At 67.1% G+C, this 25,524-nt stretch carries 15 protein-coding genes, 2 tRNA genes and 3 rRNA genes; 13 read left to right on the top strand and 7 right to left on the bottom strand.

Annotation, left to right across the window (positions count from 1 at the left end; all coding sequences use genetic code 11):
* Positions 1-137 precede the first annotated feature (137 nt).
* The 3 genes from coaBC (at position 138) to ACFO6Q_RS00550 (ending at position 4,238) form a co-directional block, all read left to right on the top strand.
* A complete protein-coding gene (gene coaBC, locus ACFO6Q_RS00560; RefSeq protein ID WP_380018524.1) occupies positions 138-1,355 on the top strand; it encodes a bifunctional phosphopantothenoylcysteine decarboxylase/phosphopantothenate--cysteine ligase CoaBC in 1,218 nt (405 codons plus the stop codon).
* Complete coding sequence (gene dut, locus ACFO6Q_RS00555) at positions 1,352-1,804, top strand: dUTP diphosphatase (protein ID WP_380018523.1); 453 nt, start codon at positions 1,352-1,354, stop codon at positions 1,802-1,804. Before coaBC ends, dut begins: the two co-directional genes overlap by 4 nt.
* 79 nt (positions 1,805-1,883) lie before the next feature.
* Positions 1,884-4,238, top strand: coding sequence for a phosphomannomutase/phosphoglucomutase (locus ACFO6Q_RS00550; protein ID WP_380018522.1), 2,355 nt, complete (start codon positions 1,884-1,886; stop codon positions 4,236-4,238).
* A gap of 155 nt (positions 4,239-4,393) precedes the next feature.
* Here the strand turns inward: ACFO6Q_RS00550 and ACFO6Q_RS00545 are convergent, their stop codons facing one another.
* Together ACFO6Q_RS00545 and pyrE are read right to left on the bottom strand one after the other, a co-directional pair.
* Positions 4,394-5,047 (bottom strand): DUF4124 domain-containing protein, encoded by a 654-nt coding sequence (locus ACFO6Q_RS00545; RefSeq protein ID WP_380018520.1) that lies wholly within the window; start codon positions 5,045-5,047, stop codon positions 4,394-4,396.
* A gap of 59 nt (positions 5,048-5,106) precedes the next feature.
* Entirely contained in the window at positions 5,107-5,748 is a 642-nt protein-coding gene (pyrE, locus tag ACFO6Q_RS00540) for an orotate phosphoribosyltransferase (RefSeq protein WP_380018519.1), read from the bottom strand.
* Positions 5,749-5,885: 137 nt separating this feature from the next.
* Between pyrE and ACFO6Q_RS00535 the strand changes: the two genes are divergently transcribed.
* Positions 5,886-6,683: an exodeoxyribonuclease III gene (locus tag ACFO6Q_RS00535; protein WP_380018518.1), complete on the top strand. Its 798-nt coding sequence runs from the start codon at positions 5,886-5,888 to the stop codon at positions 6,681-6,683.
* A complete protein-coding gene (locus tag ACFO6Q_RS00530) occupies positions 6,680-7,984 on the top strand; it encodes an AmpG family muropeptide MFS transporter (RefSeq protein ID WP_380018517.1) in 1,305 nt (434 codons plus the stop codon). The genes ACFO6Q_RS00535 and ACFO6Q_RS00530 overlap by 4 nt, the downstream gene beginning before the upstream one ends.
* Here the strand turns inward: ACFO6Q_RS00530 and ACFO6Q_RS00525 are convergent.
* Together ACFO6Q_RS00525 and ACFO6Q_RS00520 are read right to left on the bottom strand one after the other, a co-directional pair.
* Positions 7,936-9,129: an anhydro-N-acetylmuramic acid kinase gene (locus ACFO6Q_RS00525; RefSeq protein ID WP_380018516.1), complete on the bottom strand. Its 1,194-nt coding sequence runs from the start codon at positions 9,127-9,129 to the stop codon at positions 7,936-7,938. The two genes, ACFO6Q_RS00530 and ACFO6Q_RS00525, sit on opposite strands and share 49 nt — an antisense overlap.
* 7 nt (positions 9,130-9,136) lie before the next feature.
* Positions 9,137-10,594: an OapA family protein gene (locus ACFO6Q_RS00520; RefSeq protein WP_380018515.1), complete on the bottom strand. Its 1,458-nt coding sequence runs from the start codon at positions 10,592-10,594 to the stop codon at positions 9,137-9,139.
* A gap of 201 nt (positions 10,595-10,795) precedes the next feature.
* On the opposite strand from ACFO6Q_RS00520, the gene tyrS reads away from it, so the two are divergent.
* From tyrS to ACFO6Q_RS00480, 8 genes are all read left to right on the top strand, one after another.
* Positions 10,796-12,010, top strand: a complete 1,215-nt coding sequence (gene tyrS / locus ACFO6Q_RS00515) for a tyrosine--tRNA ligase (protein ID WP_380018514.1) — start codon at positions 10,796-10,798, stop codon at positions 12,008-12,010.
* Between the two features lie 564 nt (positions 12,011-12,574).
* Positions 12,575-14,113, top strand: a 16S ribosomal RNA gene (locus ACFO6Q_RS00510).
* A gap of 86 nt (positions 14,114-14,199) precedes the next feature.
* Positions 14,200-14,275 (top strand) — tRNA-Ala (locus tag ACFO6Q_RS00505).
* A gap of 75 nt (positions 14,276-14,350) precedes the next feature.
* A tRNA-Ile gene (locus ACFO6Q_RS00500) sits at positions 14,351-14,427 on the top strand.
* Positions 14,428-14,608: 181 nt separating this feature from the next.
* Positions 14,609-17,485: ribosomal RNA gene (locus ACFO6Q_RS00495) — 23S ribosomal RNA — on the top strand.
* A gap of 115 nt (positions 17,486-17,600) precedes the next feature.
* Positions 17,601-17,715, top strand: a 5S ribosomal RNA gene (gene rrf / locus ACFO6Q_RS00490).
* The 16S, 23S and 5S rRNA genes sit together here with 2 tRNA genes alongside, the layout of an rRNA operon.
* 92 nt (positions 17,716-17,807) lie before the next feature.
* Positions 17,808-18,068, top strand: coding sequence for a YcgL domain-containing protein (locus tag ACFO6Q_RS00485; protein WP_380018513.1), 261 nt, complete (start codon positions 17,808-17,810; stop codon positions 18,066-18,068).
* A gap of 125 nt (positions 18,069-18,193) precedes the next feature.
* Positions 18,194-21,613: an ankyrin repeat domain-containing protein gene (locus ACFO6Q_RS00480; protein WP_380018512.1), complete on the top strand. Its 3,420-nt coding sequence runs from the start codon at positions 18,194-18,196 to the stop codon at positions 21,611-21,613.
* A 25-nt stretch (positions 21,614-21,638) separates the two neighbouring features.
* Here the strand turns inward: ACFO6Q_RS00480 and ACFO6Q_RS00475 are convergent, their stop codons facing one another.
* Genes ACFO6Q_RS00475 through ACFO6Q_RS00465 form a run of 3 tightly spaced genes read right to left on the bottom strand, consistent with a single transcriptional unit; the run spans position 21,639 to position 25,499 of the window.
* Complete coding sequence (locus tag ACFO6Q_RS00475; protein WP_380018511.1) at positions 21,639-22,370, bottom strand: SDR family NAD(P)-dependent oxidoreductase; 732 nt, start codon at positions 22,368-22,370, stop codon at positions 21,639-21,641.
* Positions 22,367-23,704 carry an FAD-binding oxidoreductase gene (locus ACFO6Q_RS00470; protein ID WP_380018510.1) on the bottom strand — a complete coding sequence of 446 codons (1,338 nt, stop codon included), beginning with the start codon at positions 23,702-23,704 and terminating at the stop codon, positions 22,367-22,369. Before ACFO6Q_RS00470 ends, ACFO6Q_RS00475 begins: the two co-directional genes overlap by 4 nt.
* 1 nt (position 23,705) lies before the next feature.
* On the bottom strand, positions 23,706-25,499 hold the full coding sequence (locus ACFO6Q_RS00465; protein ID WP_380018509.1) for a monovalent cation:proton antiporter-2 (CPA2) family protein: 1,794 nt from the start codon (positions 25,497-25,499) through the stop codon (positions 23,706-23,708).
* Positions 25,500-25,524: the final 25 nt, after the last annotated feature.

The raw sequence follows: 25,524 nt of genomic DNA, 5'->3' as shown, positions 1-25,524 counted from the left end.
CGGGCGCAGCGAACCGGAAGGCATGTCGAAATGACCGCGTTGCGAGGCAGGATAGCCACGGCCCGGCGGCACCGCAGCGGCGATCGGCGCGAATTTCAGTAAGCTAGCCGCTTCGTGTCCTGTCCGCGGTTTCCTACATGAATCGTCCCTCCCTCGCCGGCGTACGCGTGCTGCTCGGCGTCTCCGGCGGCATCGCCGCGTACAAGGGCGCCGAGACCGTGCGCCGGCTGCGCGACGCCGGCGCCGAGGTGCGCGTGGTGCTGACCGAGAACGCGGCGCGCTTCGTCACCGCGCTGACGTTCCAGGCCCTGTCCGGCAACCCGGTCCGCAGCAGCCTGTGGGACGACTCCGCCGAGGCGGCGATGGGCCACATCGAGCTGGCGCGCTGGGCCGACGAGGTGCTGATCGCGCCGGCCTCGGCGGACGTAATCGCGCGCCTGGCCCACGGCGCCGCCGACGACCTGCTGACCACGCTGTGCCTGGCGACCACGGCGCCGCTGTCGATCGCGCCGGCGATGAACCTGCACATGTGGGCGCACGCCGCCACCCAGGCCAACGTCGCCGTCCTGCGCGAGCGCGGCGTGGCGATCCTCGGTCCGGCGGAAGGGCCGATGGCCGAACCCGAATCCGGACCCGGCCGGCTGCTCGAGCCGCCGGAGCTCGTCGCGCGGCTGGCCGCTTCGCGCGCGCCGCGCACGCTGGCCGGGCTGAAGTTCCTGGTCAGCGCCGGACCGACCTTCGAGGACATCGACCCGGTGCGCTTCATCGGCAACCGCAGCTCCGGCCGCATGGGCTTCGCCGTCGCCGAGGCGGCCGCGCGCGAAGGCGCGCAGGTGACCCTGGTCGCCGGCCCCGTCGCGCTGGCCACGCCGGCCGGCGTGGAGCGCATCGACGTGCGCAGCGCGCGCGAGATGCGCGACGCGGTGCTGGCGCAGGCGCCGCGGCACGACGTGTTCGTCTCCGCCGCGGCGGTCGGCGACTTCCGCCCGTCGGCGGTGGCGCCGCAGAAGCTGAAGAAATCCGGCGACGGCGGGCTCGAACTCGCCCTGGTGCAGAATCCCGACATCCTCGCCGAAGTCGCCGCGCTGCCGCAGCGGCCGTTCGTGGTCGGCTTCGCCGCCGAGACCGAGAACGTCGAGGCGTACGCGCGCGCCAAGCTCGAGCGCAAGCGGCTGGACATGATCGCGGCGAACCGCGTCGGCGCCGACTGCGGCTTCGAGCGCGACGACAACGCCTTGCTGCTGCTCTGGCCGGACGGGCGCGAGGAGCTCGCACAGGCCGACAAGCGCGAGTTGGCGCGCGCGCTGGTCGCGCGCATCGCCGAACGCCGCGGCGCCAAGGACGCGGCGCGATGAAGGTCGAGCTGAAGATCCTCGACCCGCGTATCGGCCGCGAATTCCCGCTGCCCGAGCGCGCCACGCCGGCATCGGCCGGCGTCGACCTGCGCGCGATGCTCGACGCGCCGCTGCAGCTGGACGCCGGCGCCAGCGCGCTGATCCCCAGCGGCATCGCGATCCACATCGGCGATGCGGATTTCTGCGCGGTGGTGCTGCCGCGCTCCGGCCTCGGCCACAAGCACGGCATCGTGCTCGGCAACCTCGTCGGCCTGATCGACGCGGACTACCAGGGGCCGTTGATGATTTCGTGCTGGAACCGTTCCGACGCCGCGTTTACGATCGCGCCGGGGGAACGCATCGCGCAGCTGGTGATCCTGCCGGTGGTGCGCGCCGCTTTCGAGATCGTCGACGAGTTCGCGCCGAGCGAGCGCGGCGCCGGCGGTTTCGGCAGCTCCGGCAGGCACTGAAGGCACGCGCGGGAAACGCCGCCGCTGCCCGGCCGGCGGAGGGCAAGTCCGGTTTCGCGAACCAAAAAGGGGGCGGTCGATGGATGAAGCGAACGCGGCACGACCGGGATTGAGCGTGGACTGGCGTTCGCTGCTGTCGCTGGCGCTGGCGACCGTGCTGCTGGCGGCAGGCCTGTTCCTGGCCTGGCAGACGTGGCTGGTCTGGCGCGCGGACAGCGGCGCCGAGCAGGCCGACCGCGTACGCGCGACGACCGTCGACGCGCTGGCCAAGCAGATCCGCCAGACCACCGAGCGCGTACGCGCGGCGCTCGCCTCGCCGTCCGTGCAGCAGGTGCTGGCCGGCGACGGCGCGCTCGACCATGCGGCGGCCGCAGCTGCTCTCAAGGAAGCGCTGCCGGAGGCGAGTGACGCGCAGTTCTTCAGCCCGAACCTCGACGAAGTGCTCGCCGGCGACCTCAAGACGCTCGGCTACGCCAAGGCGGCCGCGCTGATGCAGGCGCGCATGCATCCGGAGCATCCGCCGGCGGAAATGCGCACCGATGCGGACAAGGTGCAGCGCCTGATGATGGCGCAGCCGGCCGCGGCGGGCGGGCGGTTGCGCGCGTACGCGGTGGTCGAGCTGCCGTTCGCGCCGATCCTCGACACGTTCAACGCCGCCTCGATCGACGGCGCGCAGCTGCAGTTGCGGCAGGGCGACGGGCGCGGCGATCTGCAGATCGCCAGCGTCGGCGCCGGCCGCGCCGTGCCGAGCGAAGACCTCGGCGTGCCGGTGCCGGGCTCGAGCCTGCGCGTGGGCAAGGCGGAGCCGGCCTATTTCATCGTCGTGCCGCGAAGCGTGGCGTTGCTGTCGGTGCTGACCCTGCTCAGCCTGCTCGGCGGCGGCTTCGCGTTGTGGCTGCGGCAGGTCGGCGTTCAGCGCGCCGTGGCCATGCTGCAACGTCCATCCCAAGCCAAAATCCAGGAGATCACGTTGGTCGAAGCGATCCAGCAGCAACCCGAGCCCGCGGCGAAGTCCGCGGCGGCGAAACCGGCCGCACCGGCGTCGAACGAGCCGGTCCACGTCGACGCGAGCATGTTCCGCGCCTACGACATCCGCGGCGTGGTCGGCCAGGGTCTCACCTACGACGTGGCGCGCCTGATCGGCCGCGCGGTCGGCAGCGAGGCGCGCGAGCGCGGGCTGAAGGAAATCGTGGTCGGCCGCGACGGACGCCTGTCCGGACCCGAACTGGTGCGCGCCCTGATCGACGGCCTGCGCTCGACCGGCATGGACGTGATCGACATCGGCGCCGCACCGACGCCGGTGACGTACTTCGCCAACTATCACCTGCACACCGGCTCGGGCATCTCGGTGACCGGCAGCCACAATCCGCCGGACTACAACGGCTTCAAGATCGTGCTCGGCGGCGAAACGCTGTCCGAGGGCGCGATCAGGGATCTGCACGCACGCATCGTCGAGAACCGCCTCGTCGATGGGCACGGCGGCCTGCAGGCGATCGACGTCGGCGCGGACTACATCCGCCGCATCGGCGACGACGTGCAGACCGAGCGTCGCCTGAAGGTCGTGGTCGACTGCGGCAACGGCATTCCCGGCGCGTTCGCGCCGGCGGTGCTGGAGAGCATCGGCTGCGAGGTCATTTCGCTGTACTGCGACGTCGACGGCACCTTCCCCAACCACCATCCCGATCCGTCCGACCTGCACAACCTCGAGGACCTGATCACCGTCGTGAAGCACGAGAAGGCCGATCTCGGTCTGGCCTTCGACGGCGATGGCGACCGCCTCGGTGTGGTCACGCCCAGCGGCGAGGTGATCTTCCCGGACCGCCTGCTGATGCTGTTCGCGATCGACATCCTGACCCGCAACCCCGGCGCGACGATCATCTACGACGTCAAGTGCACCGGCCATCTGCAGCCGGTGATCCTGCAGCACGGCGGCAGCCCGCTGATGTGGCGCACCGGGCATTCGCTGATCAAGTCGAAGATGCGCGAGACCGACGCGGCGATGGCCGGCGAGATGAGCGGCCACTTCTTCTTCGGCGAGCGCTGGTACGGCTTCGACGACGGCATCTACGCCGCCGCGCGGCTGATGGAGATCCTCGCCGCGGACCCGGAAGGGCGCACGCCGCAGCAGATCTTCGACACGCTGCCGAAGGGCGTCTCGACGCCGGAACTGAAGATCCCGATGCGCGAAGGCGAGCACTACCGCTTCATCGAGGCGTTCCGCGAGCAGGCCAGGTTCGACGGCGCGCGCCTGACCACCATCGACGGGCTGCGCGCCGACTGGCCGGACGGCTGGGGTCTGGTGCGCGCGTCGAACACCACGCCGGTGCTGGTGCTGCGCTTCGACGCCGACAATTCGGCGGCGCTGGCGCGGATCCAGGACCTGTTCCGCGCGCAGCTGAAGGCGCTGGATCCGGCGCTGCCGATGCCGTTCTGAGGAAGGCGAAGAAGATTTTCCCGCGCAGACGCACAGGCGCGGAGAAAAAAGCTCTTTCTCTCTGCGTCTGTGCGAGAGATCGCTTTTCGCTGGCGACGGCTCTTGACGGATGCCGGCGCCGGTGGACACGACGCCGCAGCGGGCCCCTTCCTAGTTCACTGCCCCGGCGAGCGTTGCGCGAGCTTGGCCTTGAGCTCGCGATAGCGCGCGGCCTCGGCCGCGAACCTCTCCGCCGCCGCGGCGCGTTCGCTTTCGCGGCGGGCGAGGGCGGCGCGCTGCGCGTCGACCTGTTTCTGCGTCTGCGCGATCTGCGTGGCCTGCGCCTCGGGCAGGGTCTTGCCGTTGCGCTCGACCTCGGCCGCGTGCGCGAGCTGGTCGGTCAGCGCCTGTTCCTGGCTGCGCAGGCTGATGCGCGCGGCGTTGACCTGCTGGTCGACCAGGTCGAGCTTCTGGTGCTGCGCGCGTTCGAGATCGCTCTGGGTCGGATAGGCCGAGAGCAGCTGGGCGTCGCTGCGGGCGCGCGTGTCGGCTTCCTCGCGCAGCGCCTGGGCCTTGGCCAGTTCGGCCTTGGCGGCGGCTTTTTCCTCGGTGGTCTTGGCGCGTTCGACGCGCCGGATCACCACACCCTGGCCGTTGACGACTTCGTAGCCGAACTGCGCGGCCTCGGGCGGCAAGGCGTCGGAATAGTGCAGCGCGCCGCCGGCGTCGCGCCACTTGTACTGGTTGCGGCCGGTTTTCTCGACGGCCGCGGCGCCGGCACAGGCGAGCGCGAGCGTACAGACGATCAGACGCGACGATCCACCAAGCATGCAGGCACCCTCCGCGGGCCAGTATAGGCGAGGCGGGCGGCGAAGCGGTGCGGGCTGGTTCAAACTCCGTAGCGGGCGCGGTAGTCGGCCAGTTTCTGCCGATGAGCGGCCAGTTCCGGGCGGTCGCCGACGTAGGCGAGCAGATCGTTCAGGCGCGCGATGGCGAACGTCGGAATGCCGTGCTCGGCGCTGAGTTCCTGCGTCGCCGACAGACTGCCCTGGCCGCGCTCCTCGCGGTCCAGCGCGATCAGCACGCCGGCCGGGACGGCTCCCGCCGCGCGGATCAGCGCCAGCGATTCGCGGATCGCGGTTCCGGCCGTGATGACGTCGTCGACGATCAGCACGCGGCCCTGCAGCGGGGCGCCGACCAGCACGCCGCCTTCGCCGTGGTCCTTGGCCTCCTTGCGGTTGTAGGCGAACGGCAGGTCGCGGCCGTGATGCTCGGCCAGCGCCGCCGCCGTCACCGCGGCGAGCACGATGCCCTTGTAGGCCGGCCCGAACAGCATGTCGAACTCGAGCCCCGAGCGTGCGACCGCATCGGCGTAGGCGCGGCCGAGCGTGGCCAGGGCGCTGCCGGAATCGAACAGCCCGGCATTGAAGAAGTACGGGCTCACGCGGCCGGACTTCAGCGTGAACTCGCCGAAGCGCAGTACGTTGCGGGCGACGGCGAGGTCGAGGAAGGCGCGTTGGCTCGAAAGCATGAGGGCTGAGGGCTGAGGGCTGAGGTCTGCCAGTGTAGGCGGACTCGCGGCAGTTCGTTGCCTGGAATCGTCAGCTATTGCCACTGACGTCGCGAGCGGGGCACGCTAGGCCCTCAGCCCTCAGCCCTCAGCCCTTCATGCGAATCATCTCCTTCAACGCCAACGGCGTCCGCTCCGCCGCGAACAAGGGCTTCTTCGACTGGCTGCGCGAGCAGAAGGCCGACGTGGTCTGCCTGCAGGAAACCAAGTCGCAGGAGGACCAGCTGACCGATCCGATGTTCCGTCCGGACGGTCATCACTGCTTCTACCGCGACGCGACGACCAAGAAGGGCTATTCGGGCGTCGCCATCTATTCCCGGCGCGAGCCGGACGAGGTGCGCACCGGCCTGGGCTGGGCGCCGTTCGACGACGAGGGGCGCTACATCGAGGCGCGCTACGGCAAGCTCAGCGTGGTCTCGTTCTACATTCCGTCCGGCTCCTCCGGCGAGGAGCGGCAGGGCTTCAAGTTCAAGGTCATGGAGTGGCTCAAGCCCGTCCTCGACGAATGGCTGGCCAGCGACCGCGAGTACGTGCTGTGCGGCGACTGGAACATCGTGCGCAGCCGCCTGGACATCAAGAACTGGTCCTCCAACCAGAAGAACTCCGGCTGCCTGCCGCCCGAGCGCGCCTGGCTGAACGCGCAGCTCGCCGACGACGGCGGCAGCGATGGCACGCCGCCGGCCGCGCGCGGCTGGATCGACACCTATCGCGCGCTGCACCCGCAGGGACAGGACTACACCTGGTGGAGCAACCGCGGCGCGGCGCGCGCGAACAACGTCGGATGGCGCATCGACTACCAGTTCGCCACGCCGGGCCTGCGTCCGCGCAAGTGCGCGATCACGCCGGCGCCGCGCTTTTCCGACCACGCGCCGTATCTGGTCGAATACGCCACGTGAGCGAGGCGGCGAAGAACAAGCCTTCGGTCTGGAAGGCGTTTGCGCAGCCGGCTGCGTGGACGATGCTGTTCTTCGGCTTCGGTTCCGGCCTGCCGTTCCTGCTCGTTGCCGGCACGCTCGCGCTGTGGCTCAAGGACGCCGGCATCGAGCTGAAGTCGATCACGATGATCGCCAGCGCCGGCCTCGCCTACGCGTTCAAGTTCCTCTGGGCACCGCTGCTCGACCACTTCAAGCTGCCCGGTTTCGCGCACCTGGGGCTGCGCCGCGGCTGGCTGGTCTTCGCCCAGCTGGGCGTGGTCGCCGGACTGCTCGCGATGGCGGCGCTGACGCCGCAGAACCTGCCCACGTTCATCGTCGCAACGCTCGCCGTCGCCGTGTTCGGCGCGACCCAGGACATCGCCGTCGACGCGTACCGCATCGAAATCGCCTCGGTCGAACAACAAGGCGCGCTGGTGGCGACCTATTCGCTCGGATACCGCCTCGGTCTGATGGTCAGCTTCGCGTTCGCCGCGATGCTGGCCGACCACATCCCCTGGCGCGCCGTCTACTTGCTGATGGCGGCGGCCATGGCGATTCCGATCCTGGCCGTCTTCGTCGCGCGCGAGCCCGTCGTCGAGCGCGCATACCCGCAAGGCTGGCGAAACGCGATGCGCATCAGCATCGTCGATCCGCTGGCGGACTTCTTCCGCCGCTTCGGCGCCCCATTGGCGCTGCTGACCCTGGCCTTCCTGCTCACGTTCAAGATTCCGGAGCAGGCCACGATCGGCGGCATCATGAGCCCGTTCTATCGCGACATGGGCTTCTCCAATACCGAGATCGGCCTGGTCACCAAGTTCTATGGCGTCTGGATCGGCATCCTCGGCGCCTTCGTCGGCGGCGCGATGGTGTTGCGCTGGGGCGCCTGGCGGCCGTTGTGCGCGACGATCCTGCTCTGCGGGTGCAGCAATCTGTTCTATCTGTTCCTGATCGCGCACCAGGGCAATCTGCTGGTGCTGACGGCGGTGATCTCCGCCGAGAACTTCACGCTGGGCATGCTCGGGCCGCCGACGGTCGCGTTCCTGTCCGCTCTGGTCAATCGCCAGCACACCGCGGCGCAGTACGCGCTGCTGAGTTCGCTGGTGAACCTGCCGGGCAAGCTGCTCGGCATCTTCGCCGGTGGCATTGCGATGTCGGTCGGCTACGGCGCCTACTTCGTGATCACGGTGCTCGCGCTGATCCCGGCGACGCTGCTGCTCATCCTGCTGTGGCCGCGCTATCGCGACATCGGGCGCGATAGCGCGCCGTCGCCGCCGGCCGGATAGATCGCGCCGAGCCGCCGCGGCCCGCGTGCGCCGGTGACGCTGGGCAGGTTGCCCGGATCGCCGTCGAGGCGCTCGCGCGCGAGCCAGGCGAAGCCGACGGCTTCGACGTAGTCCGGGTCGAGGCCCAGTGCCGCGGTGCTGTCGACGCGCAGGCGCGGCAGCTGCGCGCGCAGCGCCTCCATCAGCGCCGCGTTGTGCACGCCGCCGCCGCAGGCGTAGACCTCGCGCGTGGCCGGCGCGTGTGCGCGCAACGCGTCGGCGATGCTGCGCGCGCTCAGCGCGAGCAGGGTCGCCTGCACGTCGGCGGGAGCGCATCGCGACGGCAGGCGCGCATCGAGCCAGGCGAGGTTGAAATCCTCGCGGCCGGTGCTCTTCGGCGGCGCGGCGGCGAAGTAGGGATCGGCCAGCAGCTCGGCCAGCAGCGCCTCGTCGACGCGGCCGCTGCGCGCCCAGGCGCCGTTCTCGTCGCGCGGCGCGCCCAGATGGCGCTCCGCCCAGGCGTCGAGCAGGCAGTTGGCCGGGCCGCTGTCGAAGCCGATCACCGGGCGGGCGTGTTCGAGCAGGGTCAGGTTGGCGATGCCGCCGAGATTCAGGATCGCGCGCGGCACGGCCGGGTCGGCGAAGGCGGCCGCGTGCAGCGACGGCAGCAGCGGCGCGCCCTGGCCGCCGGCAGCGACGTCGGCGCGGCGGAAGTCGGTGACGGTGGTCAGGCCCGTGCGTTCGGCGATCACGCTCGGATCGCCGATCTGCAGGGTGAACGGATGCGCTCCGCCGACGCGGTGGCGCACGGTCTGGCCGTGCGAGCCGATCGCCACGACGGCGCCCCGGCGCACGCCGGCTTCATCCAGCAACGCGTTCGCGGCGGCGGCGAAGCATTCGCCGATCTCGACGTCGAGCCGGCCGTAGTCGTCGAGCGTAATCGAGGCGTCGGAGGTGGCCAGCGCGAGCACGCGCCGGCGCAGGTCCTGCGGATACGGCGTGGTCCGCGCGGCGACGATCCGCAGCGGCCAGCTGGCCTTGCCCGAATGGCCGGCGGTGAACGGTTCGGCCGCGGGCGGCGTGGCGAACTCGACCAGCGCGGCGTCGATGCCGTCGGCGCTGGTGCCCGAGATCAGGCCGAGATAGAGCCAGGATGCCGGCGCCACGCGCGGCTCAGTTGCCGGCGCGGGCGTACTGCAGGCCGTCGATCGTCTTCAGCCGGGCCAGCATCGGCGCGGTCTTCAGCTTGAACTGCGCGAGCTGGGCCGCCGGCAGCGCTTCCTCGATCGGCAGGGTCACGGTCAGCGGGTTGCGGTGCTGGCCGCTGACGCGGAATTCGTAGTGCAGGTGCGGGCCGGTCGCCAGGCCCGTCATGCCGACGTAGCCGATGGTCTGGCCCTGGCTGACGTTCTGGCCGACCTTCACGTTGGCGAAGCGCGACATGTGGCCGTAGGCGGTCGTGATCGTGCTGTTGTGCTGGATCGTGATGAAGTTGCCGTAGCCCGAGCTCCAGCCGCGGAAGGTGATCTTGCCGTTGCCGGCGGCGCGAATCGGCGTGCCGGTCGGCGCGGCGTAGTCGACGCCCTTGTGCGCGCGCATGTAGCCGAGCACCGGGTGCATGCGGCCGGTGGAGAACACCGACGAGATGCGCGTGAACTCGACCGGCGTGCGCAGGAACGACTTGCGCAGCGGGCGGCCGGCTTCGTTGTAGAACAGCGTCTCGCCGGAGGCGTTGGTGTAGCGCACCGCGGTGTAGCGCTTGCCCTGGTTGATGAAGGTCGCCGCGATGATGTCGCCGTCGCGCAGGTGCTCGCCCTCGCGGTAGACGTCGTCGTAGATCACGCTGAAGCTGTCGCCTTCGCGCAGGTCCTGCGCGAAGTCGATGTCGTAGCCGAAGGCGTTGGCGAGCTTGAGCACCATCGCGTCGCTGAGCCCGGCCTGCTCGCCGGCGTAGAACAGCGAACGCGTGACCACGCCGTGCGCGACGCGCGTACGGCGCTCGACGGCGCGGTCCTCGGTGGTCTCGCTGACGCCGTCGGCGCCGAAGCGCAGCACGACGCGGGTCGCGTCGTCGCGCTCGAAGCGCATCGCGGCGAGATCGCCGTCCGGGCCGGGCGCGAAGGCGAATTCCTGACCCGGACGGATGCGGCGCAGCGGCGAGGCGTCGCCCTGCGAGTCCAGGGCGCGCTGCAGGTCGTTGGGGCCGAAGCCCTGCTCGCGGAAAATGTCCGACAGCGACTGCCCGGCGCGGACGGCGACGATGCGCCACTCCGGCTCGGCATCGCCGGCAACGCCGTAGCCGCCGATGGCCGGATCGGCTTCGCTGCCGGGCGGCAGCTGCGGCAGTTCGATGTTGAGCGTGGTGTAAGGTGTCGGGTCCGATTCGTGCCGCGTCGCGTTGGCCCAGGTCGGGATCACGATGCCGACCAGGGCGGTCAGCAGCAGCGCGACGCCGCCCAGGATCCAGTGCTCGGCGCGCCAGCGGATCGGCAAGGCGGACATGTTCTGCACGAAGGTCCAGTTCGACCATCGCGAGTAGAAATGGAAATGCTTGCGCTGGGTGTGGCGCCGGATCGCCAGGCGACGGGCTGTGTGGCGCACGGAATGAGTGGCGTTCTTGCTGTCGGTCACGGTCGCGGTCCGGTCAATCGCGCGGTACCATAAAGGGCTTGCGCAGGCGACGTCAATCCCAATCGCAACAAGGAGTTGCGAGACGTCTTTGATCTAACAAATTATTAACCGCGCGACCGTTTTCCCCTGTGCGCGGGGGAAGAAGAAAAATCCATAAGTAGATTCGTTGCAAGGTGCACTGCGGCACGACTAAGGAGCCTCATGAGCGACATCCAGCAAGCCCTCGGCCTGATCGGCCGCGGTGCCGACGAAATCATCAAGCACGAGGAGCTCGAGGCGCGGCTCAAGCTCGGCCGGCCGCTGCGGATCAAGGCGGGTTTCGACCCGACGGCGCCGGACCTGCACCTGGGCCACACGGTGCTGCTGAACAAGATGCGCCAGTTCCAGGACCTGGGGCACCAGGTGATCTTCCTGATCGGCGACTTCACCGGAATGATCGGCGACCCGAGCGGCAAGAACGTCACGCGCAGGCCGCTCAGCCGCGAGGACATCGAGGCGAACGCGAAGACCTACGCCGACCAGGTGTTCAAGGTGCTCGACCGCGAGCGCACCGAGGTGCGCTTCAATTCCGAGTGGTTCGGCCAGATGAGCGCCGCCGACATGATCCGGCTGGCCGCCAAGCACACCGTCGCGCGCATGCTCGAGCGCGACGATTTCGCCAAGCGCTATGCCGCGCAGCAGTCGATCGCGATCCACGAGTTCCTGTATCCCCTGGTGCAGGGCTACGACTCGGTCGCCCTGAAGTGCGACGTCGAGCTCGGCGGCACCGACCAGAAGTTCAACCTGCTGATGGGGCGCATGCTGCAGGAGGACGCCGGCCAGCCGCCGCAGATCGTCCTGACGATGCCCCTGCTCGAGGGGCTGGACGGCGTGCACAAGATGTCCAAGTCCCTCGGCAACTACGTCGGCATCAACGAGCCGGCGATCGACATCGTCAACAAGACGATGAAGATCGGCGACGAGCTGATGTGGCGCTGGTACGAGCTGCTCAGCCTGGATCGCTCGGCCGCCGAGATCGAAACGATGAAGCACGACGTCGCCGCCGGACAGCTGCACCCGCGCGACGCCAAGCTGGCGCTCGCGCGCGAGCTGGCCGCCCGCTTCCAGGGCAGGGACGAGGCGGATCGCGCAGCGGAGCAGTGGACCGCACTGGTGCGCGAGCAACGCGTCGACGTCGATCTGCCGCTGCAGGACATTGCCGTTCCGGCGGAAGGCATACGCGTCGCTCCATTGTTCGTGGCGGCCAAGCTCGCCTCGAGCAATTCCGAGGTCTCGCGCAAGCTCGCCGAGCGCGCGGTGCGCATCGACGGCTCCGTGGTGGAAGACCGCGAGCGCGTGCTCGCCGCCGGCAGCGAGCTGCTGCTGCAGATCGGCAAGCGCGCCTTCGCGCGCGTGCGGCTGGTCGCCGGCGCGTAGGCTTTTGAAGGCTTCCGCGCGGCCGTCGACGACGGCCGCGAAAAAAGTTCGTCGCGGGTGCTTGACGAATCCCGGATTGGATGTAGGATGCGCGGCCCTGCACCGACGGGTCGCTCGAAACGAACGATCCGCACGACGCAGACGGCGGCAAGCGAAGTTGAAGAAAGTTCGCTTGCCGGGGTTGACGAATCGAAGATTGGTTGTACGATTCGCGGCCCTTCGACGACAGGTCCTTCGGGACGGGTTGGCGAAGCGAGATGTTCGGTTCCGACCGGACATCACGGAACGAAAAAAAGTCGCTCCGGGGTGTTGACGGTTACGAAAAAGGTTGTATAGTACGCGGCTCCCTACGACGAAATGTCTTGGGGCGCGAGACAAGAAGTTCTCGCAAGCCTTTGATCTTTGAAAGTGTGCGCAGGTAACTTGTGTGGGCGCCTTGTGGTGGATGTAAGTCCATCGATACAAAGTGCGTCCAAGCAAACGTCAAAGCAGCAATGTTTTACGCAGGCTTGGTTCACACTCAGAAGTTTGACGGAAGGGCTTCGGCCTGGATGTCTGCAATTTCAACTGAAGAGTTTGATCCTGGCTCAGAGTGAACGCTGGCGGCAGGCCTAACACATGCAAGTCGAGCGGCAGCGCGGGGGCAACCCTGGCGGCGAGCGGCGGACGGGTGAGGAATACATCGGAATCTGCCTTATTGTGGGGGATAACGTAGGGAAACTTACGCTAATACCGCATAAGACCGTAAGGTGAAAGTGGGGGACCGCAAGGCCTCACGCGATAAGATGAGCCGATGTCGGATTAGCTAGTTGGTGGGGTAAAAGCCTACCAAGGCGACGATCCGTAGCTGGTCTGAGAGGATGATCAGCCACACTGGGACTGAGACACGGCCCAGACTCCTACGGGAGGCAGCAGTGGGGAATATTGGACAATGGGCGCAAGCCTGATCCAGCCATGCCGCGTGGGTGAAGAAGGCCTTCGGGTTGTAAAGCCCTTTTGTTGGGGAAGAAATCGTGCGGTTGAATATTCCGCGCGGATGACGGTACCCAAAGAATAAGCACCGGCTAACTTCGTGCCAGCAGCCGCGGTAATACGAAGGGTGCAAGCGTTACTCGGAATTACTGGGCGTAAAGCGTGCGTAGGCGGTTTGTTAAGTCTGTCGTGAAAGCCCTGGGCTCAACCTGGGAATTGCGATGGATACTGGCAAGCTAGAGTACGGTAGAGGATGGTGGAATTCCCGGTGTAGCGGTGAAATGCGTAGAGATCGGGAGGAACACCCGTGGCGAAGGCGGCCATCTGGACCAGTACTGACGCTGAGGCACGAAAGCGTGGGGAGCAAACAGGATTAGATACCCTGGTAGTCCACGCCCTAAACGATGCGAACTGGATGTTGGGCACACTTAGGTGCTCAGTGTCGAAGCTAACGCGTTAAGTTCGCCGCCTGGGGAGTACGGTCGCAAGACTGAAACTCAAAGGAATTGACGGGGGCCCGCACAAGCGGTGGAGTATGTGGTTTAATTCGATGCAACGCGAAGAACCTTACCTGGCCTTGACATGTCCGGAATCCTGCAGAGATGCGGGAGTGCCTTCGGGAATCGGAACACAGGTGCTGCATGGCTGTCGTCAGCTCGTGTCGTGAGATGTTGGGTTAAGTCCCGCAACGAGCGCAACCCTTGTCCTTAGTTGCCAGCACGTAATGGTGGGAACTCTAAGGAGACTGCCGGTGACAAACCGGAGGAAGGTGGGGATGACGTCAAGTCATCATGGCCCTTACGGCCAGGGCTACACACGTACTACAATGGTTGGTACAGAGGGTTGCAATGCCGCGAGGCGGAGCCAATCCCAGAAAGCCAATCTCAGTCCGGATCGGAGTCTGCAACTCGACTCCGTGAAGTCGGAATCGCTAGTAATCGCGAATCAGCATTGTCGCGGTGAATACGTTCCCGGGCCTTGTACACACCGCCCGTCACACCATGGGAGTTGGTTGCTCCAGAAGCAGGTAGTCTAACCGCAAGGAGGACGCTTGCCACGGAGTGGTCAATGACTGGGGTGAAGTCGTAACAAGGTAGCCGTATCGGAAGGTGCGGCTGGATCACCTCCTTTCGAGTATGACTTCGCCATCCCAAGGTGCCCACACAAGATACCTGCATCCAGAAGCGCGGCAGCACGCCGCACGAGGTCCCCATTAAGGGGCTGTAGCTCAGCTGGGAGAGCACCTGCTTTGCAAGCAGGGGGTCATCGGTTCGATCCCGATCAGCTCCACCAGTCTGTAGCTTCACGCGGATCCGTCCGCGAAAAGAAAAACCGCGCGATACGCACGGACTTTTCAACGAAAAGCACGGGTCTGTAGCTCAGGTGGTTAGAGCGCACCCCTGATAAGGGTGAGGCCGGTGGTTCGAGTCCTCCCAGACCCACCACTCTTCTGGATCGCACACTGATCAATTTTATGACGCGACGTTGAAGTGCGCGTCATGCTCTTTGAAAACTTGGGACGTAACTAGCGTTTTGGTTCTGTCGAACCAGACGTGTCGTTGAGGCAAGTAGGCGAAGTAATTGAGTTGTTTGGAAGTATGGCTCCGAGGCGACTTGGAGTTATATGGTCAAGCGACTAAGCGCATACGGTGGATGCCTTGGCGGTCAGAGGCGATGAAGGACGTGGTAGCCTGCGAAAAGTCCCGGGGAGCTGGCAACAAGCTTCGATCCGGGAATGTCCGAATGGGGAAACCCACCGCGCAAGCGGTATCCCAATCTGAATCTATAGGATTGGGAGGCGAACTCAGGGAACTGAAATATCTCAGTACCTGAAGGAAAAGAAATCAACAGAGATTCCCCTAGTAGCGACGAGCGAACGGGGATCAGCCCAAAAGTCGTGCAAGTTCTAGCGGAACATTCTGGAAAGGATGGCCGTAGACGGTGATAGCCCGGTATGCGAAAGGGCTTGTGCGATGAAAGTGAGTAGGGCGGGGCACGTGAAACCCTGTCTGAACATGGGGGGACCATCCTCCAAGGCTAAATACTCCTGACCGACCGATAGCGAACCAGTACCGTGAGGGAAAGGCGAAAAGAACCCCGGAGAGGGGAGTGAAATAGAACCTGAAACCGTATGCGTACAAGCAGTAGGAGCCCGCAAGGGTGACTGCGTACCTTTTGTATAATGGGTCAGCGACTTACGTTTTGTGGCAAGCTTAACCGTATAGGGGAGGCGAAGGGAAACCGAGTCTGAATAGGGCGCATAGTCGCAAGGCGTAGACCCGAAACCGGGTGATCTAGCCATGCCCAGGGTGAAGGTGCGGTAACACGCACTGGAGGCCCGAACCCACTCCTGTTGCAAAAGTAGGGGATGAGGTGTGGCTAGGAGTGAAAAGCTAATCGAACCCGGAGATAGCTGGTTCTCCTCGAAAGCTATTTAGGTAGCGCCTCAGGTATCACTGTTGGGGGTAGAGCACTGTTATGGCTAGCGGGTCATCGCGACTTAGCAAACCATGGCAAACTCCGAATACCAACACGTGCAAGCCTGGGAGACACACGGCGGGTGCGAACGTCCGTCGTGAAAAGGGAAACAACCCAGACCCGCAGCTAAGGTCCCAAAGTTATAGCTAAGTGGAAAACGATGTGGGAAGGCATAGACAGCCAGGAGGTTGGCTTAGAAGCAGCCATCCTTTAAAGAAAGCGTAATAGCTCACTGGTCGAGTCGGCCCGCGCGGAAGATTTAACGGGGCTCAAGCTATACACCGAAGCTCGGGGTTCACACGTAAGTGTGAGCGGTAGAGGAGCGTTCCGTACGCCTGTGAAGGTGGATCGTAAGGTCTGCTGGAGGTATCGGAAGTGCGAATGCTGACATGAGTAACGATAAAGGGGGTGAAAAGCCCCCTCGCCGAAAGCCCAAGGTTTCCTCGCGCAACGTTCATCGGCGCAGGGTTAGTCGGTCCCTAAGGCGAGGCGGAAACGCGTAGTCGATGGGAATCTGGTTAATATTCCAGAACCGCTCGTGATTGCGATGGAGTGACGGAGAAGGTTAGGTGTACCGGGCGTTGGTTGTCCCGGGGAAAGGCGGTAGGTGGATCCTTTTGGCAAATCCGGAGGGTCATACACCGAGCACCGAGACGAGTCCTTTTAGGACGAAGTCACTGATACCACGCTTCCAGGAAAAACTTCTAAGCTTCAGATCACGAGGACCGTACCGTAATCCGACACAGGTAGGCAGGGTGAGAATCCCAAGGCGCTTGAGAGAACTCGGGTGAAGGAACTAGGCAACATAGCACCGTAACTTCGGGAGAAGGTGCGCCCGAAAATGTGGCAACGTGCGTTGCTGAGCATTTTCGGGCCGCAGTGACCAGGCCGCTGCGACTGTTTATCAAAAACACAGCACTCTGCAAACACGAAAGTGGACGTATAGGGTGTGACACCTGCCCGGTGCCGGAAGGTTAATTGATGGGGTCAGCCGCAAGGCGAAGCTCTTGATCGAAGCCCCGGTAAACGGCGGCCGTAACTATAACGGTCCTAAGGTAGCGAAATTCCTTGTCGGGTAAGTTCCGACCTGCACGAATGGTGTAACGACAGCGGCGCTGTCTCCACCCGAGACTCAGTGAAATTGAAATCGCTGTGAAGATGCAGCGTTCCCGCGGCAAGACGGAAAGACCCCGTGAACCTTTACTATAGCTTTACACTGAACGTTGAGTTCTTCTGTGTAGGATAGGTGGGAGGCTTTGAAGTGCAGGCGCTAGCTTGCATGGAGCCATCCTTGAAATACCACCCTGAAGTGCTTGACGTTCTAACCTAGGCCCGTTATCCGGGTCGGGGACCGTGTATGGTGGGTAGTTTGACTGGGGCGGTCTCCTCCCAAAGAGTAACGGAGGAGCTCGAAGGTACGCTCAGCGCGGTCGGACATCGCGCACTGTGTGCAAAGGCATAAGCGTGCTTGACTGCAAGATCGACGGATCAAGCAGGTACGAAAGTAGGACTTAGTGATCCGGTGGTTCTGTATGGAAGGGCCATCGCTCAACGGATAAAAGGTACTCCGGGGATAACAGGCTGATACTGCCCAAGAGTTCATATCGACGGCAGTGTTTGGCACCTCGATGTCGGCTCATCACATCCTGGGGCTGTAGCCGGTCCCAAGGGTATGGCTGTTCGCCATTTAAAGTGGTACGCGAGCTGGGTTCAGAACGTCGTGAGACAGTTCGGTCCCTATCTGTCGTGGGCGTTGGAGATTTGAGAGGGGCTGCTCCTAGTACGAGAGGACCGGAGTGGACGATCCCCTGGTGTTCCGGTTGTCACGCCAGTGGCACTGCCGGGTAGCTACGATCGGAAGCGATAACCGCTGAAAGCATCTAAGCGGGAAGCGCGCCTCAAGATGAGATCTCCCGGGGCACAAGCCCCCTAAAGGCACCATGAAGACTACGTGGTTGATAGGTCAGGTGTGTATCGCAGTAATGCCGAGCTAACTGATACTAATGAGCCGTGCGGCTTGACCATATAACTCCAAGACGCTTCGTCGCCTCAACGAGAGGTCTGACGACAGCAAAACGCAATGTTACGTCCCAAGTCCCCATGCAGAGTCCGCGCAAGCGTGCGCGACTCGCACCAGTTCCCTGGTGAAATTAGCGCTGTGGTCCCACCCGATCCCATCTCGAACTCGGAAGTGAAACGCAGCTGCGCCGATGGTAGTGTGGCTTAAGCCATGCAAGAGTAGGTCATCGCCAGGGGCTTCATCGGAACGCCCTCCCATTCGGGAGGGCGTTCGTCTTTGTGCGCCCGGCAACCCTCGCCGAGGCTCGGGCTTCGGAACCAGATCGCGATGACGACTCCGCCCACGACGTGCTACGTCTACAAAAGCCTGCGCAAGCGCGACACCTACGTCTATCTGCGCGAGCGCGACGGCTTCTCCGTATTGCCGCAGGATCTGGCTGCGGCGCTGGGCGAACTGGCCTTCGTGCTGGAACTGCGGTTGACGCCCGAGCGCAAGCTCGCCCGCGAGCTCGCCCCCGTCGTGCTCGAGCATCTCGCCGAGCGCGGCTTCCATCTGCAGCTGCCGCCGGTCGATCCGCTGCTGGAATGATCCTGCCGAAACGCCCGGCCTGGTCTTTCGCGCCGTCCATTTAACCCCCCATTAGCCGCAGCAGCGGCGCACGTCGATATACTCGGTGCGACGCGGCATCCGGCCGCGGTCCTTGTGAGGTGCGGATGCCCAAGCGCGCCGTCGACCGGCTCCACACATCCCTCGCGATCCTCGGGCACCTCGTTCCGGCCTGGCTGATCTTCGCTCTCGTCGCCGTCGTTCCCGAATCCTTTTCGCTGGTGCTCCTGCTCGTCGCCAACACGGTCGCGATGACCGGCATCTGCCGTGCGATCGGCTTCGACGTGGAGATCAGCTATCCACGCAGCCTGGCCAGGCGCGGACTTTCCTATTTCATCCTGCTGACCACCTACACGGCCTTCGTCGCGGCCGTGCTCGCCGCACCGGCCTGGTGGCTCTCCCGCGACGGCTCACTGCCTGCGGCGCTGCTGCTGTCGGCTGCTCTGTTCGCGTCGGTATTCGCGCTCTGGCGCGTATGGCCGACGTTCGCCCTGCCGTTTCTCTGGGACGATGCCTATCCGCGCGACGACGAACGCGGCTCCTGGCTCTCGACCGCGCTGCGCCGCTCCCTTGCCTTCGCGCGGCACCTCACCCGCGAACACGAGCTTTTCCTCGGCTACGGTTTTCCCGTCGGCCTGGCTTTGCTGCTTCTCGCCGCCGGCGCGCTGGCCCTGGCCGGCCTGGGTGGCTTCCTCGCCGGCGAGGTGCGCATCGTCGCGCTCGCCGCCTATGCACTCGTCGTCGCGCCGCTGGTGCACCTCGTGCTGGCCAATCGCACGCTGCGCGCCCTGCTTGCCGATGCCCGTCATGCAAGAAAGCGCCGAGCGGACGAGCCGGTGCCGGTTGCCAGCGAAGAAGCATCCGAGGCCGCAGCGCTTCCGCCCGGTATCAGCCGCAGCGAACTCGACGCGACCCTGCTCTGCGCGGCGCATTCCTCGCAGGTCAATCTCGCCATCGCCGCGCTCGATCGGGGCGCGGATCCGAACGCACTGCCGGCCAGCGACCTGCGCGACCAGCGCAGCGCGTTGATGGTCGCGGCGACCCTGCCGGACCTGCGCCTGCTGCGCGCACTGATCGCCAAGGGCGTGGACGTCAACCGCGCGCACGTCGGCATCACGCCGCTGATCGCCGTCACCCGCGACAGCTACGAGGGCCGTCCGGACGCGGTCATGACCCTGCTCGCCAACGGCGCCGACGCACGCATCGCCGATGCCGCCGGAAACACGCCGCTGCATCACGCCGCGCGCTGCGCCGAACCGAGCATCGCCGCGCTGCTGCTCGATGCGGCCGCCGACGTGAACGCGATCAACGCCGAAGGCCTGACCGCGCTGGCCATCGCCTGCAGCAACGCCAACTGGAAGGTCGCCGCATTCCTGCTGGAGCACGGCGCCAGGCCGGACGTCGCCCAGGCGCAGCCGGCGCTGCAGTTCGCGGCGGGCATCACCGACGACGACCCGACCGGCGTCAAGCTCCTGCTGAAGCAGCGCGCAAACGCCGACGCGCGCGGCACGTTCGAGCGCACTGCCCTGATGGCGGCGGCGCTGGCCGGTCATGCGCGCATCGTCGAGGCTCTGCTCGCCGGCGGCGCCGATGCGGACCTTTCCGACCAGCGCGGCACGACGGCGTTGATGGAGGCTGCGCGTTCGGGCGCGGTCGCCGCCATCCACGCGCTCGGCAAGCGCAAGGCGAATCCGGATGCGGTCGACGCCGGAGGGCGCAGCGCGCTGATCGTCGCCTGCCAGTCGCGCCACGCCAGCGAGGAAACGGTGCGCGCCCTGCTTTCGCTCGGCGCCGACCGCGCTCTCGTCGGCAACGACGGCAAGCGCGCGCTCGATCACGCCGCCGACGCCGGGCGATGGCACGTGGTCGCCTTGCTCGACCCGGCATATCCGCTGCCGAGCAGCCTCGGCGTCGATGCGCCACCGCTGCACGGGGCGAGCGCCGATCATCTGCTCGATGCGCTGCGTTTCGGCCACTGGAACGTCGCCGCCGAATTCACCGGCCTGCTCGCCGAGTGGCCGCCGTCGGCGCTGGCCGACCTGTATTTCGATCTCGCCGATGCCGAACACGGCGAGGCGCGCGTATGGCTGCTCAATCATGGTCTGCGCGGCGACGTCGCGATCGGTGACGGCCGCCTGCTCGGCGACGCGCTGGTCGATGCGCTGCCCGCTTCCGGCGCGGCGCTCGCGCAATGGCTGATGCACGGTGCCGCCGTCGGCGGAGCCGCGCTCGTCGCGCGAACGCTGCTGCAGGCACCGGGCGGAGCGGACGGCGACGAAGTTCGGGCCGTGGCGCGCGAGATTCTTCAGCGCGGCGGCGACGCCTGCGGCCGAGCCGGCGCGCAGCAGCGTACGGCGCTGCATCTGGCCGTCGCGCAGGGCGACGTCGCGCTCGCCGAAAGCCTGCTCGAGCGCGGCGCCGATCCGAACGCGCGCGACGCGCAAGGCCGCACGCCGCTGCACGCCGCGCTCAAGCTCGACGCCGATCGCGCGCTGCCGCTGCTGCAGCGGCTGCTCGTCGCCGGCGCCGACCCGGAGGTCGCCACCGCGAACGGCGAAACCCCGCTGGGTCTGGCGCTCGCGCGCGACGAGCGCGCGTTCGCTCGCTGGCTGAACTGGCCCGCGTGGCGGCTGCCGGCGCGCCGCCTGCGCGCCGACGACGTGCCGGCGGCGGCCGCGATCGGCGATCTCGACGCCGTCGACCGTCTGCTCGCGCTGGGCCTGCCGCTGGAGGGCGAGGACGCGAAGGGCGCGACCGCGCTGATCCGCGCCGCCGGCAACGGGCATGCCGCCCTCGCCGTGCGCCTGCTCGAAGCCGGCGCCGATCCGGCGCATGTCTCCCGTTCCGGCATGCATTGCCTCGCTGTGGCCGTCGCCGCGCAACGCGAGGCGATCGTGCGCACCCTGCTCAATCACGGCGTCGCGGCGGACACCCGTCTCGCCGGCGGCGGCACCGCCCTGATGATCGCCGCCGCGCTCGGCTTGCAGCGCATCGTCGACGCCCTGCTCGAAGCCGGCGCCAACGCGAACGCGGCCGACGAGCAGGGCGCCACGCCGCTGCACGCGGCGGCCCAGTACGCGTTCGACCACGGCGACACCGCCGCCGCGCACGCCCTGCTCGATCGCCTGCTGCGCGCCGGCGCGCAGCTCGACCTGCGCAATCACGCAGGACAGGACGCACTGCTGATCCTGCTCGGTTCGCGCTCGCCGCCCGGCGCGCAATGCGACGCCGAACACCTCGCGCGCCTGACCGAGCTGCTGCTCGGCTACGGAGCCAAGCTGGACACCCAGGATCAGCGCGGCGTCAGCGCATTGCACGCCTGCGCGCTGCACGGCCTGTTCGGTTGCGCGCGCATGCTCAAGGTGCACGGTGCGCCGCTCGACCTGGCCGACGGATTCGGCCGCAGCGCCGCGGACGTCGCCGCCATGCTCGGCTACACCGACGTCGCCGCCGAGCTCGGCGCTCCGGCGCTGCCGCTGCCGAGTGTGCGGCAGACCCTGCGCCGGCCGGCGCGCGCGCCGGACTGAGGCTTCGGTGACGCCGGCCGGATTCCTATCCCTTCATGCGGCGATAGAGAAACCACGGCAGCGAGCGCACGATCCAGGCGATCAGCTCGAACTTCTCTGGCAGATAGCGCAGCGAGGACTTGCCTTTCAATCGCGCGGCAACGACACGGGCGATCGCGGCCGGTTCCGCCGGTGCGGTCGGCAGCTTCATGCCGTGCGTCAGGTTGGTGGCGAGAAAGCCCAGTTGATAGAGCTGCACGCGCAGCTCGTCCGGACGATGACGCTGGCGCAGGCTTTCGTAGAGCGAAACGAGCCCGCGCTTGGCGCTTGCGTAGACGACGTTGCGGCCGCGGCCGCGCACCGCGGCGATGCTGCCGAACAGCACGATCGTGCCGCGCGTTTCGAGCAGGCGCGGCAGCAGCGCGTGCACGATCGCGAGCGGCGCGTGCAGGTTGATCGCCAGCAGCTGGCCGATCGCGGCGGCGTCGAGCGTGAAGGCGTCGTCCTCGCGCGAGGTGCCGACCGGCAGCAGCAGCGCCTCGGGCGCCGGGAGCCCCTCGAGAGCGGCGGCGATGCGGCCGCCCGGATCGGCTTCGCGGCTCAGGTCGAAGGCCAGGGTGCGCACGATCACGCCGTGGCGCAGATTGAGATCGGCGGCAAGCGCCTCGAGATCGCGCGGATCGGACGCCACCAGCAGCAGGTCGTGCCGGCGTTGCGCAAGTGCGTCGGCCAGCGCACGGCCGAGGCCGCTCGAGGCGCCGACGATGATCGCGCTCACAGGCCGATCCTCCGCGCAAGTTCGGACGTGTGCAGGCCGCCGGGATTGTGCGCGGCGAGCCGCGCGCGCGCCTCGGCGAAGCCCGCGAACGCGCGGCGCGCGACGCTTCCGTCCAGGGTCGACTCCTTGATCAGGTTCGGCCTTCCGCCGTGGGCGAGGGCAAGTTCCGCCAGCGCTTCGAGGAACGCGCGCTGCCCGGATTGCGCCGGCGCGGGCACCTGGATCGCCAGCGAAATCCCGTTGCCGTCGAAGCGCAGTCCATCCGCCACGCCGGCGAACAGCTTGCTCGCGATCAGCGCGATGCGCGGGCGGTCGCGCTCGACCAGTTCGCGCAAGGCCTCGGCGAACGCATCGAAGCGCACGTGCGGCAGCAGCCACTGCGCCTCGGCCAGGCCGGCGCGGCCGTAGCCGGCGAAATAGGTGCGCGCACCGTTGAGCGGAAACAGCGCCTCGCCCAGCGCCATCGGCGACTGTCCCGGCCGGCACCAGCGCGCGCCGAGCCAGGTGTTCGCCGCGGCGATGCCGGCGCGGTTCCACAGCGCGACGGGCAGCGGCTGCAGTGCGGCGGGCAGGTCGCGCGCCGCGGTGAGTGGCTTCGACGCCGGCGCAGCCGACGCCGCGGCGTCGTCGACGAGTCCGATGCGGATCACGCCGCGGCCGAAGTGGCCGGGCCGGCCGTCGTGCCAGCCGTACAGCACCGGCGCGTTGGCGGCGTCGCGCAGTACCTTCGCCGCTTCGGCGAGGTCGCGTACGGGCACGCGGCGCAGCACCAGCGCGCTTGGCGGGCGGGCCAGCCGCAAGGTGACGCGCGTGAGGGTGCCGGTCAGGCCGAAGCCGGCGAACGTCGCGGCGAACAGCTCCGCGTTCTGGCGTTCGCTGGCGATCGCGTGCGGGCGCGCGGGCGACTGCAGCTCGATCGCCTCGACCCAGCCGCGAAACGTGCCGTCGCGGGCGGGATTCTTGCCGTGCACGTCGGCCGCGATGCAACCGCCGACGCTGGCCTTGGGATGTCCGGGCGTCACGGGCAGGTACCAGCCGTGCGCGAGCGCGAAGCGCTGCAGGTCGCCGACGCGCGCGCCGGCTTCGACGGTGAGCAGGCCGCGTTCCGCATCGAAGGCCAGCAGCCGATCGAAGGCGCCGAGCTCCTGGCTGATCGCGGCGTTGCCGAAGCTCGCGCCGACGTAGGAAACGCCGCCGCCGCGCGCGATGCGTGGCTCGTCCGCCGGCAGCGCGTCGAGCAGGCGGTAGCGGTCCGGCCGCTGGACGCGGCAGCGCGCCCGGAACTGGCGGTCGAAGCTGACCAGCTCGCTGTCGGCGAGCGCGTAACCTCGCATCCTAGGTGTCGCCCTCTTGCTGTTGGGTATCGGCGCGGAACAGACGCTCGAGATCGGCACGCGATTCCTTGGCCGACTGCAGCAGCGCCGCTTCGTCGTCGTAGATCGGGTACTGCACCGCGAGCATGCGTTCGTCGTGCTGGCGGAAGCGCCGCACGTAGTCGTCCGCGCTCGCCTCGTCGTAGCCGAGCGCCTCGAATACGCCGCGTGCGATCTCCAGGCTCGAGAAGAACGTATCGCGCACGATGTTATCGAGATTGAGGTCCATCAACTTGAACACATGCTGACGATTGCGCGCGCGCGCGAAGATCTTCAGATGCGGGAAGTGGCGCCTGAGCAGCCGCGCCGTGCGCAGATTCGAGTCCGGGTCCTCGGTGGCGATCACGAAGATCTCGGCCTTGTCGGCCTGCGCCGCGCGCAGGACTTCCAGGCGGGATGCGTCGCCGAAGAACACCATGTTGCCGAAGTTGCGCATGAAGTCGACCTGCTCCGGGTCGGCTTCCAGCGCGGTGAAGGGAATCTTGTTGGCGTTGAGCATGCGCGCGACGATCTGGCCGACGCGGCCCATGCCGGCGATGATCACGCGCGGCGTGGCGACGTCGAGCGCGTCGAACTCGCGCGCCGGCTTGCTCTTGCCCTTCGGCGCGAATTCCGAGCGCAGCCGCACCAGCAGCGGCGTCGCCGCCATCGACAGGGTGATGACGAGCACCAGCAGCGCGCGCAGCTCGTTCGAGATCAGGCCGTTGGAGGCCGCCAGCGTGAACACGACGAAGGCGAACTCGCCGCCCTGCGCGAGCACGGCCGCCAGCGCGACGGACTGCTGGCGATCCTCGCCGGCGGCGAAGCGCGACACGGCGAACAGGACCAGCGCCTTGGCGGCGAGCAGGCCGGCCAGCAGGGTGGCGACCAGCTGCGGCTGCGCCAGCGCCATTTGCACGTCGAGCGACATGCCGATGCTGACGAAGAACAGGCCCAGGAGCAGGCCGCGGAACGGCTCGATCTGCGCCTCGATCTCGTGGCGGTATTCCGAGTCGGCCAGCAGCACGCCGGCGAGGAAGGCGCCGAGCGACATCGAGATGCCGGCCAGCTCCATCATCCAGGCGGTGCCGATCACCACCAGCAGCGTCGCCGCGGTGAACACCTCTGGCGTGCCGACCTTGGCCACGGCGCGGAACAGCGGACGCAACAGATAGCGGCCGACCACGACGACGCCGGCGATGGTCAGGATCACGCGCAGGGCGGCGAGCAGGTCGGCGCTGCCGTGCACGTCGCCGTGGCCGGCGCCGAGAATCGGGATCAGCGCCAGGATCGGGATCGCGGCGACGTCCTGGAACAGCAGGATCGCGAAACCCAGGCGGCCATGGGCGCTGGTCAGTTCCTTGCGTTCGGCCAGCAGCTGCAGGTCGATCGCGGTCGAGGACAGCGCGAGGCCGAGGCCGATCACCAGCGCCGCCTTCCAGCCGAGACCGAGAAAGCAGGCGACCCCGCCGATCAGCGTCGCGGTCGCGACCATCTGCAGGCTGCCGAGGCCGAACACGTTGCGCCGCATGACCCACAGGCGCTGCGGCGAAAGCTCCATGCCGATCACGAACAGCATCAGCACGACGCCGAGTTCGGAAAGCTGGGAGATCTGTTCGGTGTTGCCGATCAGGCGCAGGCCGGATGGCCCGATCAGCGCGCCGGCGCCGAGATAGCCGAGCACCGCGCCGAGCTGCCAGCGCTTGGCCAGCGGCACGGCGATGACCGCGGCCAGCAGCAGCACGACCGCGTATTGGAGGAAGCCGTGGTCCTGCACATGCGCTCCGTCGATCCGGCAAGGA

The sequence above is a fragment of the Dokdonella ginsengisoli genome, assembly GCF_042652785.1.
GTDB classification, from domain to species: Bacteria; Pseudomonadota; Gammaproteobacteria; order Xanthomonadales; family Rhodanobacteraceae; genus Dokdonella_A; species Dokdonella_A ginsengisoli.
The sequence above is the reverse complement of the archived record's forward strand: the minus strand, read 5'-3'. Positions and strand labels throughout refer to the sequence as shown.

Coding starts and splice junctions, on each gene's coding strand:
- coaBC (WP_380018524.1), top strand. CDS start 138: ATGAATCGTCCCTCCCTCGCCGGCGTACGCGTGCTGCTCGGCGTCTCC.
- dut (WP_380018523.1), top strand. CDS start 1,352: ATGAAGGTCGAGCTGAAGATCCTCGACCCGCGTATCGGCCGCGAATTC.
- ACFO6Q_RS00550 (WP_380018522.1), top strand. CDS start 1,884: ATGGATGAAGCGAACGCGGCACGACCGGGATTGAGCGTGGACTGGCGT.
- ACFO6Q_RS00545 (WP_380018520.1), bottom strand. CDS start 5,047: ATGCTTGGTGGATCGTCGCGTCTGATCGTCTGTACGCTCGCGCTCGCC.
- pyrE (WP_380018519.1), bottom strand. CDS start 5,748: ATGCTTTCGAGCCAACGCGCCTTCCTCGACCTCGCCGTCGCCCGCAAC.
- ACFO6Q_RS00535 (WP_380018518.1), top strand. CDS start 5,886: ATGCGAATCATCTCCTTCAACGCCAACGGCGTCCGCTCCGCCGCGAAC.
- tyrS (WP_380018514.1), top strand. CDS start 10,796: ATGAGCGACATCCAGCAAGCCCTCGGCCTGATCGGCCGCGGTGCCGAC.
- ACFO6Q_RS00485 (WP_380018513.1), top strand. CDS start 17,808: ATGACGACTCCGCCCACGACGTGCTACGTCTACAAAAGCCTGCGCAAG.
- ACFO6Q_RS00480 (WP_380018512.1), top strand. CDS start 18,194: ATGCCCAAGCGCGCCGTCGACCGGCTCCACACATCCCTCGCGATCCTC.
- ACFO6Q_RS00470 (WP_380018510.1), bottom strand. CDS start 23,704: ATGCGAGGTTACGCGCTCGCCGACAGCGAGCTGGTCAGCTTCGACCGC.